The following is a 13,642-nucleotide window of genomic DNA, read 5'->3' on the forward strand; positions in this document are numbered from 1 at the left end:
GGGTCCTCGACGCCGAGGGCGCACAGTTCGACGTCGCCAGTGTCGGCGAGATCCGGCTGTGCCTGGATCTCGGCGTCGACCCGGGGCGGCTGTATTACGGCAATACGATCAAGAAGTCCGCCGATATCGCCCGCGCGTACGCGCTCGGGGTGCGCGGATTCGCCTTCGACACCGAGGACGATCTGCTGCGGATCGCCGAGCACGCGCCCGGCTGCGCGGTCGAATGCCGGTTCCTGGCCGCCGCGCCGCAATCGCAGACCCCGTTCGGCACCAAGTTCGGCTGCTCTCCGGCCGAGGCGCTGCGGCTGCTGGTGCGGGCCCGCGATCTCGGCCTGTCCGTCGCGGGCCCCTACTTCCATGTCGGTTCCCAGCAACTCGACCCGCACGCCTGGCGGATCGGTCTCGAGCAGGCGGGCCGGATCGTGGACGCGTTGTCCGACAAGGACATCACGGTGGCGACGGTGAATATCGGTGGTGGCCTTCCGGTCTCCTACGCCGAAACCGCGCCCGGTATCGAACAGATCGCCGCCGTGACAGCCGCCGCGGCGGTGGACCTGCTGCCAGGGACGGCCGAACTGGTGGTGGAGCCGGGCCGCGCGCTGGTGGCCACGGCGGGCGTAGTGCATGCCGAGGTGGTCGCGGTGCGCACCGCACCGGACGGGCGGCGCTGGGTCTATCTCGACATCGGCCGCTACAACGGTCTGGCCGAGACCGAAAACGAGTACATCGCTTATCGTTTCGTCACCGAACGCGACGGCGATCCGGTGGACGAAGCCGTCGTCGCGGGCCCGACCTGCGACGGCGACGATGTACTGTATCAACGCACGCCGGTCCTTCTGCCGACCACGTTGCGAGCCGGGGATCGGGTACAGATTCTCGATACCGGCGCCTATACCGCGAGTTATTCGTCGGTGTCCTTCAATGGTTTCCCGCCCTTGACCGTGCATGTCGTGGGCGCTGAGGGAGAGTGAGTGTGTGTCCATGACGGCGGAGTTCACCGGTTGGCATGTGCTGGCCGAGTTCGGCGGGGTCGACGCGGATCTGTGCAACGACCTGGAGCGACTCGACCAGGCCTTGCGCCGTTCGCTGGTCGGTGCCGGCGTCACCATCTGCGATGTGGTGCGCAAACAGTTCACCCCGCAGGGCGTGACGGTGCTCGCGTTGCTGTCGGAATCGCATGCCTCGATCCACACCTACCCCGAATCCGGTGACATCTTCGTCGACGTGTTCACCTGCGGCAGTATCGGCGACGGGGCCGAAAAGGCCGTCGAGTTGCTGCGTGATGCCTTGTCGCCCAAGGAAGTTCGCATGTCGACCGTACGCAGGGGGCGGGCCGGGCAGCGGGTCGAAGAACCCATGGGCCCCGGCCTGACCCGGATCTGGGATCTGTCGGACGTGCTGGTGGATACCAGGACCGAATTCCAGCATCTGCTCATCGCACGCACCGAACAGGGCATCAGCCTGTTCTCCGACAACGACCGCCAGTCCACCGAGTTCTCCCAGCTCACCTATCACGAGGCGATGATGGTGCCTGCCTTCGTGCTGGCCGAGAAGCTCGACAACGTGCTCATCGTCGGTTCCGGCGAGGGCGTGGCGAGCCAGATGTCGGTGGCGGCCGGCGCCACCCGGGTCGACCACGTCGACATCGATCGGGAGGCCGTGCAGTTGTGCGCCGAGCACCTGCCCTACGGCTACACCGCCGACGAATTGGCCGCCGCGGTCGAGGGTTCGGGCCCGGTGCGGGTGCATTACGCCGACGGCTGGGACTTCCTGGCCGGCGCCGCCGCAGAGGGCGTGCGCTACGACGTCATCGTCATCGACCTGCCCGACGAGCGCGTCGAAGACGCCCAGCACAACCGGCTCTACGAGGCCGAATTCCTACAGCGATGTCGCGCACTGCTGGCTCCCGGCGGTGTGCTGAGCGCCCAGGCCGGCTGCGCGACCATGTGGCGCAACGACACCCTCAAACGCTCCTGGCAGCGTTTCCACGACAACTTCGGCACGGTCGTGCACTACGGCAGCGACGAACACGAATGGTCGTTCCTGTTCGGCCTGGTCGAGCAGATCGACGACCCGGTACCCGGCATGCTCGACCGGCTCACCACGCTCCCCTACCGGCCCTCCACCATCGACGCGCGCGCCCTGACCCGCGGCGCGATCGAACCGTACGCACTGCGCGCGGCGGACTGAGACCGAGACCGGCCGTCCCCCAGGCGAATCCGACGCCGACGGGGAGGGCGGTGCCGTTCACGCCGGGCGCTGGGTGCGGATGATCTCGGCGATGTAGGCGTAGTCGTCGGCACGCGCGGTGGACGCGCGGTAGACCATGCCGAGGGTTCGGCCGGGCGCCGGTTCGGCGAAGCGCGCCGTCGCCAGCGTGCCGCGCGCGGTTTCGGCCGCCACCGCCATCTCCGGAATCAGCGTGATGCCCAGCCCGCCCGCGACACACTGCACTACGGTCGTCAGCGAGGCGGCGCGGGTGTCGCCCACCGTGGCGGGGTGCGCGTCGGCCGAACGGCACAGCTCCAGGGTTTGATCACGCAGGCAGTGACCTTCGTCCAGCAGCAGCATCGGCAGCGCGTCCAAGGCGGCGGGCTGGATGTCGGTGCGCCCGGCCAGTTCGTGTTCGCGGGGCAGGACCAGCACGAACTCCTCGGTATACAGCGGGATCTCGACCAGGCCGGAGGCCTCGGCGGGCAGCGCGAGCACCGCGACGTCCAGCACACCGGTGCGCAGGCCCTCGAGCAGCCGAGCGGTCTGATCCTCGACCACCTGCGGCACCAGCGCGGGCAGCTTGCGCCGCAGCGCGGGCAGCAACGACGGCAGAATGTAGGGGGCCGCGGTCGGGATGATGCCCATGCGCAGGGTGCCGCCGAGTCCGTCGCCGGTGGCCGAGGCCAGGAACCGATCGGCCGCCTCCAACGTCGCCATCGCCTGTGGCAGCAGCCGCATTCCGGCGGCGGTCACCAGCACGCGCCGGGTGCTGCGCTCGATCAGCTGCAACCCGAGGCCGTGTTCGAGCGCGGCCAGCGCCTGCGATAACGTGGGCTGGCTCACATTGAGCCGGGCCGCAGCCGTGCCGAAGTGCCGATACTCGGCGATCGCGACGAACGCACGCAGCTGCGACAGGGTTGGCTGATAAGTCTGATCAGTCACGCCTATCAGTGTAGTGCGACTTATCACCTTTACCTTTCACCGGTTGTTGGGCAAGATCACAGATGAGCTTTTTCGCACCGCCGGCTGGTCGATCGACCACGCCGGCTACCGACATGACAGAGGAGATGAGCATGGCCCTGCTGACCATCGGCGACCAGTTCCCGGCGTACAACCTCACCGCGGTGATCGGCGGTGACCTGTCGAAGGTCGACGCTCAGCAGCCAGACGACTACTTCACTCAGATCACCAGCGACGACCACGCGGGCAAGTGGCGGATCGTGTTCTTCTGGCCGAAGGACTTCACCTTCGTCTGCCCCACCGAGATCGCCGCCTTCGGCAAGCTCAACGACGAATTCGCCGATCGTGACGCCCAGGTGCTGGGCGTGTCCGTCGACAACGAGTTCGTCCACTTCCAGTGGCGGGCCCAGCACGAGGACCTGAAGACCCTGCCGTTCCCGATGCTGTCGGACCTCAAGCGTGAGCTGGCCACCGCCACCGGCGTTCTCAACGCCGACGGCGTCGCCGACCGCGCTACCTTCATCGTCGACCCGAACAACGAGATCCAGTTCGTCTCGGTCACCGCCGGATCGGTCGGCCGCAATGTCGACGAGGTGCTGCGGGTGCTCGACGCGCTGCAGTCCGACGAGCTGTGCGCGTGCAACTGGAAGAAGGGCGACCCGACCATCAACGCCGGCGAACTGCTGGCCGCGAGCGTCTGAGGTAGCACGATGAGTATCGACAATCTGAAGAACTCGCTACCCGAGTACGCCAAGGACCTCAAGCTCAACCTGTCCTCGATCGCGCGCACCACCGTGCTGAACGAGCAGCAGCTGTGGGGCACCCTACTGGCCACCGCCGCCGCGACCCGTTCGGCCACGACGCTGCGCGAGATCGCCGAAGAGGCCGCGGACACCCTGTCGGCGGAGGCCTACAACGCCGCGCTCGGCGCTGCCTCCATCATGGGCATGAACAATGTGTTCTACCGCGGCAAGGCGTTCCTCGGCGGCAAGTACGACGACCTGCGGGCCGGGCTGCGCATGCAGATCATCGGCTCCCCCGGCGTCGACAAGGCCGACTTCGAGCTCTGGTCGTTCGCGGTGTCCTCGATCAACGGCTGCCAGCACTGCCTGGAGGCCCACGAGCACACCCTGCGCGAAGAGGGCGTCTCGCGTGAGGTGATCTTCGAGGCGCTGCGCGCGGCCGCGATCGTGGCCGGTGTCGGCCAGGCCGTGCAGACCACCGAGGCGCTGGCCACGGCATCGGTCTGACCCGCATCCGCCGTTTCGATGGCCCCGGCCCCGCGTGGCCGGGGCCATCGTCGTCCGGTCATGTTTGCTAAGTATTTGCTGTGATGTGCGACATTCACCCCGTTACGGCCGCCACTGCGCCGAGTACGCTCGGCTGACATGGGCACACAGGCTGAAGTGTTGCGGGTATTCACCGACACGGCCGGGCGTTTCGGCAACCAGTTGGGTGTCGTGCGAGCCGCCGAGGTCGCCGAGCCCCAGCGGCAGGCGGTCGCGGCCCGGCTCGGCTACAGCGAGACGGTATTCGTCGACGACCCGGTCGCCGAGATCGCCAGGGTCCGGATCTACACCCCGGCGGTGGAACTGCCTTTCGCCGGACATCCCTCCGTCGGCACCGGCTGGTGGCTGGCCGAGCGCGGCCTTTCGGTGCACACCCTCGACGTTCCGGCCGGGCCGGTGCCGGTGGAACTGGCCGACGGCCTGGTGTGGATCAGGGCGCGGGGCACCTGGGCGCCCACGTTCAGCTTCCATCAGCTCGACCAGCCGGAGGAGCTCGCCGCCGTCGACCCCGCGGACTTCTCCGACGGTTCGCACTATCTGTGGGCATGGACCGATGAGCATCGCGGCTCGCTGCGTTCGCGGATGTTCGCGCCCGCCATGGGGATCGCCGAGGACGAGGCCACCGGTGCTGCCGCGGTCGCGCTGACGGCGTTGCTACGGCGCGGACTGAAGATCACCCAGGGCCAGGGGTCGCAGATCTTCACCGAATGGGATTCCGACGGCTGGGTACGCCTGGGCGGGCGCGTCGTCGCGGATTCGTTCGTGGATCTGTAGGCCGGACCGGGCCGCCCTGATCAGTTCGCCACGGCCGCGATCAGCATGTAGGCGGTGCCGAGGTCCATCACGAGATGCGGTACCAGTGCGACCGGGCGCGCACCGTCGTGGTCGAGCCAGCGCGGCGTCCACCCGCTCACCGCACTGCCGAGCAGCACGACCGCATCCACCAGGAAGAGCACCGCCAGCACGATCAGCGGCACCGGCGCAGGCCCGCCGCCAGGCCCGCTCGGGTGACCGGACATGGCGTAGAGCATCACCGCCGCGGCGGCCGCGTGGTAGCCGAGCGCAGCTACGCGGGCCACCGGCAGTGCCCGGGCCTCGGCCTGCCACTCCACCACCCGGACCAGCAGCAGCATCGCGAACGCGACCGTCATCGCGATCAGTAGCCCGCGCATCGCGGGGCCGTGGGCGTGCACCGGGAAGATCAGCATCGCGAGCATGACCGCGCACATGATCAGATGTGCAGCATCGGATTCCCGATGATGCGCTGCGCCCGAAGGCGTTTCCGGGTTCGGCGGTCCCGGCGCGGTACCTGTTGACACCGGCAACGGTGCCGTCACGCGGGCTAGCACGACCGCTGCCGCGATCACGAACGCGCCCACCACCATCCACCGCAGCGCCGCGTATTCGAGCACGAATTCCGCCACCCCGCACCGCCTTTCGCCGCAGCGTTCGTGGACCTCGCGCCTTTCATGATCGCATCGGCACCGGCTGTGCGGTGGCCTTTCGTCACCGATCATGCTCTGCGGCCGCAGAGAATCAGTTCGATCGGTCCGATGCGAACGCCACTACGATGCCGAGCCCACGCGGCCGCGCCCGGCCTTTCGGGCCCGTCAGCCCAACGCGCGGGTGAAAGCCCCGGCCAGCTCGGCGAGCTGGTCGTCGGTGATGACGAATGGCGGCGAGATCTGCAGGGCACCGGCGCCCGCAGCGCGGGAGGAAACGCCCTGGGCGCGCAAGGCTTTCACCATGGCCGGGGCTTCAGCGGGATCGGCGAGCTGCACGGCGGCGACGGCGCCGAGTCCGCTACGGACCTCGGCGACCCGTGGATGCTCGGCCAGCGGCGCGAGATGCGCGTGCAGCGCCGATTCCAGCCGCGCTGAGGCGGTGAGCAGGGATTCGCGTTCGATGATGTCGAGGTTGGCCATCGCCGCGGCGGCCGAACCGGCATGCCCGCCATAGGTGTAGCCATGGCGCCACCACACGCCGCCGCGGAAGAACGGTTCGGCGACCCGCGGGGCGATGAACACCGCGCCCATCGGCAGGTAACCGGAGGTCAATCCTTTGGCGGTGGTCATCAGATCCGGCTCGAGGCCGAAGCGGGTGGAGGCGAACCAGGACCCGCCGATCCGGCCGAAGCCGGTGACCACTTCGTCGGCGACGAACAGGATGTCGTGATCGCGACAGATGCGGCGTACTTCGTTGAGATAGCCCTCGGGCGGCAGATATACCCCGCCGGCGCCGATGATCGGCTCGCAGAAGAACGCCGCGATACGGTCGGCGCCGATTTCCTCGATCAGCGCCAGCAACGCCTTGGCGTCATCCCATTCGACGGTCCGGGCATCGGCCATCAGCTCGCCGTAGCCCTCGCGGTTCGGGTCGAGGCCCGACAGGGCGGTGCCGGCGACATGCATTCCGTGATAGGCCAGCCGACGCCCGACGATGATCGACTTGCCCGGCTTGCCCAGTTCGTGCCAGTAGCGGCGGGCCAGTTTCGCGGCGGTGTCGATCGAGTCGGATCCGCCGGAGGTGAAGAAGATCTTGCTGCCGGGCACCGGCGCCATGGCGCCCAGCCGCTCGGCCAGCTCGCGGGTGACGGGGGCGGCGAGATCACCGAAATTGGAGTAGTGGGCCAGCCGGCTCAGCTGGCCGGCCACGGCGTCGGCGATCTCGCGACGGCCGTGCCCGACGTTGGCGAACCACAACCCGGCAGTGGCGTCGAGGTAGCGGGTGCCTGCCTCGTCCCAGATGTAGGCTCCCTCACCCCGCGCGACGACGAAGGCGCCGTCGCGTTCGACGGCGCCCATATCGGCGAAACCATGCCACAGTGATCCCATCAGGCGCTCCTCGGTTCGATGGCCGTGCGCCGTCCATCCTGCCAGCGTCGCGCGAGCCCGCCGAGCGCGACGACCGCCACCGCGAGCAGCGCGAACACACCGGTCAGCACCACCAGCCCGATGACCAGCGAGACATAGCCCTGCTCGCGCGGATCGAGAAATGGGTACGGATACCAGTCGACGACCGGGCCGCGGATCAGCGTGTACGCCCCGTACACGGCGGGATAGATCAGCAGCCCGCCCAGCAGCCGACCGGTGAGACCGAGAGCAGCCGGTACCAGTACCCAGTCGAGCACCATCACCAGCGGCAGCAGCCGGTGCAGCACATCGTTGATCCAGCGGTCGGTGAGCATGACATCGATGTTCGCCAGCAGCACCGCGTACACCACCCCGGTGATCAGCAGGTACAGCGTGCTCGCACCGCGGATCGCCTGCCACCGGCGATCGGCCGGATCGAGCAGCGCACCGACCAGCAACACCACGACGCCGAGCACATTGGATTGGATGGTGAAGTAACTGAAGTAGTTGGCGATGGAAAAACCGGACTCACCGAGATTGCGCAGCGGAATCCAGACCAGCGCCACCGCTCCCAGCACACCGCAAGCAAGTCGCAGCACCCGAACCCACACCGGAGCACCCAAGCTGGTGATCATCGCCTGATGGTCGCATAACAACGGCCGCCCGAGCCCGCGAATCGCGGGCCCGCACACCGACGGCAACCGGCGGGACGGCGACGCGCGGCCCGCTCGTCCTGCTTCGTCGGCGGCACCGGTGCCTATCCACCGAGCTCCGCACGACTCCGAGTACCGAGGCGCACCGGCTCCTAGCGGTTCCATGCCCGAACCCCGGCGCAGCGCCGGCTCGGCTCACCGAAGACCACGGCACCGGTGCACCTGGGACATCGCGGTGGCTACGGCGCAGGTGCGGGCGTGCTCGTCATGGCGCGTGTGTCTCCGATCACCTCGGCCGCGTCCGGCGACTCGATGAGCTGGCCGTCCACCGCGCTCGCACGGCGCCGGCGGGAAAACCAGCAGACCGCCGGATACCGCGTCCATTAGGCTGGATGCCGCAATGACCAGGACCGCAACCACCCCGCGTGAGCTTCGCACCCGCCTGGCCACTCTCACCCTCCGCGACGAGCACCGGCTGCGCAGGCAGCTCGACCGCGCGCGCGGAGGCGACCTCGGGCGGCTCGAGACCGAGATCGCGGTGGCCGAACAGCGGATCGAGAACCGGCGGTCCGCCGTACCCGAGATCCGCTATCCGGAACAGCTTCCGGTCACCGCACGCCGTGACGATATCGCCGCGGCCATCGCCGCCCATCAGGTCGTGATCGTGGCGGGCGAGACCGGTTCGGGCAAAACCACCCAGATCCCGAAGATCTGTCTCGAGCTCGGACGCGGTATCCGCGGCATGATCGGCCACACCCAACCACGCAGGCTCGCCGCGCGCGCGGTCGCCGAACGCATTGCCGAGGAATTGGGCACCGAACTCGGCGACGCCGTCGGCTACACCGTCCGCTTCACCGACCAAGCCGCCGAACACACGCTGGTCAAGTTGATGACCGACGGCATCCTGCTCGCCGAGATCCAGCGCGACCGGCTGCTGCGCAACTACGACACGATCATCATCGACGAGGCGCACGAGCGCAGCCTCAATATCGATTTTCTGCTCGGCTACCTCAAACAGTTGCTGCCGCGCCGGCCCGACCTCAAGGTGATCATCACCTCCGCCACCATCGACCCCGAGTTGTTCGCCCGCCATTTCGCCGACGCGTCCGGGACGCCCGCACCCATCGTCGAGGTATCGGGCCGGTCGTACCCGGTGGAGATCCGGTATCGGCCGCTGGCGCTGCCGGTGCCCGCCGCCGACGAAGACGACGACGAGGAGCGGGTTCTGGACCGCGATCCTGTCGATGCCATCGGTGACGCGGTGACCGAGCTGTTCGCCGAGGGCGATGGCGATGTGCTGGTGTTCCTATCCGGTGAACGCGAAATCCGCGATGCCGCCGACGCCCTGCGTGAGCTGAAATTGCCGCGCACCGAAATCCTGCCGCTGTATGCGCGACTGTCGGCGGCCGAACAACATCGCGTGTTCGCATCGCACACCGGCCGCCGCGTCGTGCTGGCCACCAATGTCGCCGAGACATCGCTGACGGTTCCGGGCATCCGCTACGTCGTCGATCCCGGCACCGCCCGGATTTCGCGGTATTCGATGCGCACGAAGGTGCAGCGGCTGCCGATCGAGCCGATCTCGCAGGCCTCGGCGCGCCAGCGATCCGGCCGCTGCGGGCGCGTGGCCGACGGTATCTGCATCCGGCTGTATTCCGAGGACGATTTCCAATCACGTCCGCTGTTCACCGATCCGGAGATTCTGCGCACCAATCTGGCGGCGGTCATCCTGCAGATGACCGCGCTCGGCCTCGGTGACATCGAGAAGTTCCCCTTCGTGGAGCCGCCGGATTCGCGGGCGATCCGCGACGGCATCGCGCTGCTCGAGGAGTTGGGTGCACTTGCGCGCCGGCCCGCGGGTGCACCGGCGGGCAACGTCGGCGCCGCCGCAACCGATGGCACCGAGCACCGGCCCGGCGCATCGACCGACAGCGGCTCCGAGGCCGCCGACTCCGGCGGGTTGCCCGCCAGTTCGGACCGATCACCGCGGGGACGCGGACGTGGGTCGCGTCGTCGCTCCGAGGACGACGGCGGTCTGGCGCTGACGCCGGTCGGCCGCGAGATGGCGCGCCTGCCGGTCGATCCGCGGATGGCGCGGATGCTGGTGCAGGCCCATCGCGACGGCTGTCTGGCCGAGGTGCTGATCATCGTGGCGGCGCTGTCGATCCAGGATGTGCGCGAGCGGCCGGCCGATCAGCAGCAGGCCGCCGACACCAAGCACGCGCGGTTCGTCGTCGAGAACTCCGATTTCCTGGCCTACCTGCGCCTGTGGGACTACCTGTCGGTGCAACGCAAGTCGTTGTCGTCCAACCAGTTCCGGCGCATGTGCCGCGAGGAGTTCCTGCACTACCTGCGCATTCGCGAATGGCAGGATCTGCACGGGCAGCTGCGCACCATCACGAAGGGGCTGGGCTGGTCGACGCACAGCGACGGCAACATCCGTGCGGCCGAGCAGCCGCGCGCGGCGAAAGCGGACGCGCGCGGCAAGACCTCCGGCAAGTCGGCGAAGGCTGCCGTTGCCGACGGCGACGACACACTGCCCTGGGATGTGACCGCGATTCACCAGGCGTTGTTGGCAGGCATGCTGTCGCATATCGGTGTCCGGGAGGCCGAATCCCGGGAGTTCCTCGGTGCGCGCGGCGCGAAGTTCATGATCTTTCCTGGTTCCTCGCTGGCGAAGAAGCCGCCGCGCTGGGTGATGGCCGCCGAATTGGTGGAGACCTCACGGCTGTGGGGCCGCATGGCCGCGCGGGTGGAACCGGAATGGGCCGAACGCCTGGCCGGTGATCTGGTCAAACGCACTTATTCCGAACCGCATTGGTCGTCCAAGCGTGGCGTCGCCCGCGCCTACGAACGGGTCACCCTCTACGGCGTGCCGCTGGTGACGCGGCGACCGGTCGATTACAGCCGCATCGACCCGGTCGTCTCGCGCGAGCTGTTCCTCCGCCATGCCCTGGTCCAGGGAGAATGGCAGACCCATCACGAGTTCTTCCACCGCAACCGGGAACTGCTCGACGACGTCGCCGATCTCGAACACCGTGCGCGCCGCCGCGACATCCTGGTCGACGACGAGGTGCTGTTCGAGTTCTACGACCGGCGGGTGCCCGCCGACATCGTGTCCGTGCGCCATTTCGACAGTTGGTGGCGCAACGCGAAACGCACCGACCCCACGCTGCTGGACTTCACCGCCGACACCGTCGTCAACGAGGGCGCGGCGCCACTGGATCCGACCGATTTCCCCGATGCCTGGCGGCAGGGCGAACTGAGTTTCCCGCTCACCTACCAGTTCGAACCCGGCAATGACGACGACGGCGTCACCGCACGGATCCCGGTCGCGCAACTGGCTCATGTGCGTGCCATGGGGTTCGACTGGCTGGTGCCCGGTATGCGCGAGGAGCTGGCGACCGCGCTGATCAAGACGCTGCCCAAGCACCTGCGCCGCGCAGTCGTACCCGCCCCCGATTACGCCGCGGCGGCGCTGGCTGCGCTGACCCCGCGGGCCGAGCCATTGCGCACCGGACTGGCGCGGGAGCTGTCGCGTCTGGGTTCGGTGCCGATCACACCGAACGATCTGGATCCGTCGGCGTTGCCCGATCATCTACGGATGACCTTCGCCGCGGTCGATACCGACGGCACGGTCCTGGCCCGGGACAAGAACCTGGCCCGGTTGAAGACCCGGCTGTCGGACCAGGTGGCGGAATCGGTCGCCCGCGCGACCGCGGGCGCCGAGCGCGCCCCGGCGCTCGTATGGACCTCGGACACGCTCGGCACGGTGCCGGCGACGGTGAAGCGGGAGGTCGCGGGCCAGACCATCACCGGCTATCCGGCACTGGTCCCCGAGAGCGAAGGCGTCGCCGTGCGGGTGCTGAGCTCACCCGTCGAACAAGCCACCGCCATGCGGGCCGGCACCAGGGAGCTGGTGTTGCGCGCCATCCCGACCTCGCTGCGCGCCGTCACCGCAGGCCTGTCGCCCGCCGACCGGCTGGTGGTGAGCCAGAACCCCTACGGTTCGCTGGACGCGCTGGTCGCCGATTGCCGGGCAGCCGCCGCCGACGAACTCATCGCGGCCGCCGGCGGACCGGTGCGCAGCCCCGAACAGTTCGAGGCGCTGGTGGCGAAGGTCCGGCCGGAGCTGGCCGGCGCGGCCGCGCGAATGGTGCGGCTGGTCGTGCCGGTGCTCACCCGGGCGCACCAGGTGTCGACGGCCTTGGCGAACACCACCGAAAACGACATCGCCGACGATGTTCGCGCACAGCTCGCGGATCTGGTGTTCGACGGTTTCATTTCCGAATGGGGCAGCACGCGGCTGCGTGAACTGCCGCGCTATCTCCAGGCGGCGGTGGTGCGGCTGGAGGCGCTGCCCGGTTCGGCGGTGCGCGACCGGCAGGCGATGGCCGAGGTGGACACGGTGCTCGCCGCCTACGACCGGCTGCTGGCCGGGCTGCCCGAACCACGCAGGCACGCGCCGGAGGTGGTCGAGATCTGGTGGATGATCGAGGAGCTGCGGGTCAGCTTGTTCGCGCAGAAGCTGGGTACGCCCTATCCGGTGTCGGCCAAGCGGATTCAGAAGGCGATCGGCGCTATCCGCCGGTAGGGGCGGTCGCACGAGCCCCGGCGCGGTCGTTTCCGCGGATGCTGGGCAGGCCCACGCCGTCGTGCCCCATGAATCGGTGGCGGCGGATTACGGGGCGCGCCGACCACGCCGGCGCCGGTCTACCGTCATCGGTATACCGCGGCCGGCGGGTGATGATCCCGCCGCCGCGCCGCTGTCACCCGAGCAACCGGGTGGTGTGTCATGAGGAAGTGTTGATCATGCGAAAAGTTCTCGGCGGCATCGGAATCGGAGCAGCGCTGATGTTCTCGACCACCCTCGGCGCCGGCCCCGCGGCCGCCGACGCGCCCACGCCCGCGCCGGTGGCCTCGCCGTCGAACCTGACCATGTGGCTGCGCCCGCTCGCGAGCCTGGTCGGCTCGGGTTCGGTGACGATCTGCCCGGGCCAGGCGATGGGCAGCTTCGGCTGCTCCTGCCCGCCGGGCATCTGTCTATGAGTGGGTGCGCTCAGTCACCGGAGCCGACGGATGCGGCGCGCGCCTGGCGCATACCCTGGATTTCGCGCTCGAAATCCTCGGCCGAGGTGAAGGAGCGGTAGACCGACGCGAACCGCAGATACGCCACTTCGTCGAGATCGCGGAGCGGACCGAGGATCGCCAGCCCGACCTCATGGCTCGGAACCTCCGGTGAGCCCTTGGCCCGGACGGTGTCCTCGACCTGTTGAGCCAGCAGGTTCAGCGCGTCGTCGTCGACCTCGCGGCCCTGGCAGGCGCGGCGCACCCCGCGAATGACCTTTTCCCGGCTGAACGGTTCGGTGACACCGCTGCGTTTGACCACGGACAGGATCGCGGTTTCGACCGTGGTGAAGCGCCGCCCGCATTCCGGGCAGGAACGTCTGCGGCGGATCGCCGCGCCTTCATCGGCCTCGCGCGAGTCGACCACCCGGGAGTCAGGGTGCCGGCAGTACGGGCAGTGCATCCGAGATCCTTCGTCGATGCGTACGCTCGCGTCCGGATCGCCGGCCGATCGGGGCCTGCCATCCGGCGAGCGCATGGGCCGGGACGGTGCCCGGCGGCGGGTACACCCGTGGTGAACTCCGGTATACCCGCATAGCACTTCGAG

General features: G+C 68.7%; 12 protein-coding genes. 7 read left to right on the forward strand and 5 right to left on the reverse strand.

The window, feature by feature from the left end; genetic code table 11:
• Both RJ05_RS15850 and speD read left to right on the forward strand, forming a co-directional pair.
• Nucleotides 1–971: type III PLP-dependent enzyme (locus RJ05_RS15850; RefSeq protein ID WP_036538033.1), on the forward strand; the 971-nt coding region annotated here is incomplete at its 5' end.
• 10 nt (nt 972–981) lie between these two features.
• Nucleotides 982–2,190 (forward strand): adenosylmethionine decarboxylase, encoded by a 1,209-nt coding sequence (speD, locus tag RJ05_RS15855; RefSeq protein WP_036538034.1) that lies wholly within the window; start codon nt 982–984, stop codon nt 2,188–2,190.
• 57 nt (nt 2,191–2,247) lie between these two features.
• On the opposite strand, the gene RJ05_RS15860 is transcribed toward speD, so the two are convergent.
• Entirely contained in the window at nt 2,248–3,156 is a 909-nt protein-coding gene (locus RJ05_RS15860; protein WP_036538036.1) for a hydrogen peroxide-inducible genes activator, read from the reverse strand.
• Between the two features lie 131 nt (nt 3,157–3,287).
• On the opposite strand from RJ05_RS15860, the gene RJ05_RS15865 reads away from it, so the two are divergent.
• The 3 genes from RJ05_RS15865 to RJ05_RS15875 all read left to right on the forward strand — a co-directional run bounded on the left by RJ05_RS15865 (nt 3,288) and on the right by RJ05_RS15875 (nt 5,237).
• Nucleotides 3,288–3,875 (forward strand): peroxiredoxin, encoded by a 588-nt coding sequence (locus tag RJ05_RS15865; protein WP_036538064.1) that lies wholly within the window; start codon nt 3,288–3,290, stop codon nt 3,873–3,875.
• 9 nt (nt 3,876–3,884) lie between these two features.
• Nucleotides 3,885–4,424 (forward strand): alkylhydroperoxidase, AhpD family, encoded by a 540-nt coding sequence (ahpD, locus tag RJ05_RS15870; RefSeq protein ID WP_036538037.1) that lies wholly within the window; start codon nt 3,885–3,887, stop codon nt 4,422–4,424.
• 138 nt (nt 4,425–4,562) lie between these two features.
• Nucleotides 4,563–5,237, forward strand: a complete 675-nt coding sequence (locus RJ05_RS15875) for a PhzF family phenazine biosynthesis protein (protein ID WP_036538038.1) — start codon at nt 4,563–4,565, stop codon at nt 5,235–5,237.
• A 20-nt stretch (nt 5,238–5,257) separates the two neighbouring features.
• Here the strand turns inward: RJ05_RS15875 and RJ05_RS15880 are convergent, their stop codons facing one another.
• From RJ05_RS15880 to RJ05_RS15890, 3 genes are all read right to left on the reverse strand, one after another.
• The gene (locus RJ05_RS15880; protein ID WP_036538040.1) at nt 5,258–5,887 is read right to left on the reverse strand and encodes a DUF5134 domain-containing protein; all 630 of its coding nucleotides are present in this window, start codon (nt 5,885–5,887) and stop codon (nt 5,258–5,260) included.
• Nucleotides 5,888–6,073: 186 nt separating this feature from the next.
• Nucleotides 6,074–7,297 (reverse strand): aminotransferase family protein, encoded by a 1,224-nt coding sequence (locus RJ05_RS15885; protein ID WP_036538042.1) that lies wholly within the window; start codon nt 7,295–7,297, stop codon nt 6,074–6,076.
• Entirely contained in the window at nt 7,297–7,950 is a 654-nt protein-coding gene (locus RJ05_RS15890) for a Pr6Pr family membrane protein (RefSeq protein ID WP_036538044.1), read from the reverse strand. The genes RJ05_RS15885 and RJ05_RS15890 overlap by 1 nt, the downstream gene beginning before the upstream one ends.
• Nucleotides 7,951–8,368: 418 nt before the next feature.
• Between RJ05_RS15890 and hrpA the strand changes: the two genes are divergently transcribed.
• Complete coding sequence (gene hrpA / locus RJ05_RS15895; protein WP_036538045.1) at nt 8,369–12,562, forward strand: ATP-dependent RNA helicase HrpA; 4,194 nt, start codon at nt 8,369–8,371, stop codon at nt 12,560–12,562.
• 218 nt (nt 12,563–12,780) lie between these two features.
• Entirely contained in the window at nt 12,781–13,017 is a 237-nt protein-coding gene (locus RJ05_RS15900; protein WP_138445503.1) for a hypothetical protein, read from the forward strand.
• Between the two features lie 10 nt (nt 13,018–13,027).
• On the opposite strand, the gene nrdR is transcribed toward RJ05_RS15900, so the two are convergent.
• Nucleotides 13,028–13,498, reverse strand: a complete 471-nt coding sequence (nrdR, locus tag RJ05_RS15905; protein ID WP_036538050.1) for a transcriptional regulator NrdR — start codon at nt 13,496–13,498, stop codon at nt 13,028–13,030.
• Between the last annotated feature and the right edge of the window lie 144 nt (nt 13,499–13,642).

The organism is Nocardia cyriacigeorgica NBRC 100375, assembly GCF_000308555.1.
In the GTDB taxonomy this organism is placed as follows: Bacteria; Actinomycetota; Actinomycetes; order Mycobacteriales; family Mycobacteriaceae; genus Nocardia; species Nocardia cyriacigeorgica.

Excerpts from the sequence above, each read along its gene's own strand:
- RJ05_RS15875 (WP_036538038.1), top strand. The coding sequence starts at position 4,563 with ATGGGCACACAGGCTGAAGTGTTGCGGGTATTCACCGACACGGCCGGG.
- RJ05_RS15885 (WP_036538042.1), bottom strand. The coding sequence starts at position 7,297 with ATGGGATCACTGTGGCATGGTTTCGCCGATATGGGCGCCGTCGAACGC.
- hrpA (WP_036538045.1), top strand. The coding sequence starts at position 8,369 with ATGACCAGGACCGCAACCACCCCGCGTGAGCTTCGCACCCGCCTGGCC.
- RJ05_RS15890 (WP_036538044.1), bottom strand. The coding sequence starts at position 7,950 with ATGATCACCAGCTTGGGTGCTCCGGTGTGGGTTCGGGTGCTGCGACTT.
- RJ05_RS15900 (WP_138445503.1), top strand. The coding sequence starts at position 12,781 with ATGCGAAAAGTTCTCGGCGGCATCGGAATCGGAGCAGCGCTGATGTTC.
- speD (WP_036538034.1), top strand. The coding sequence starts at position 982 with ATGACGGCGGAGTTCACCGGTTGGCATGTGCTGGCCGAGTTCGGCGGG.
- nrdR (WP_036538050.1), bottom strand. The coding sequence starts at position 13,498 with ATGCACTGCCCGTACTGCCGGCACCCTGACTCCCGGGTGGTCGACTCG.
- RJ05_RS15865 (WP_036538064.1), top strand. The coding sequence starts at position 3,288 with ATGGCCCTGCTGACCATCGGCGACCAGTTCCCGGCGTACAACCTCACC.
- ahpD (WP_036538037.1), top strand. The coding sequence starts at position 3,885 with ATGAGTATCGACAATCTGAAGAACTCGCTACCCGAGTACGCCAAGGAC.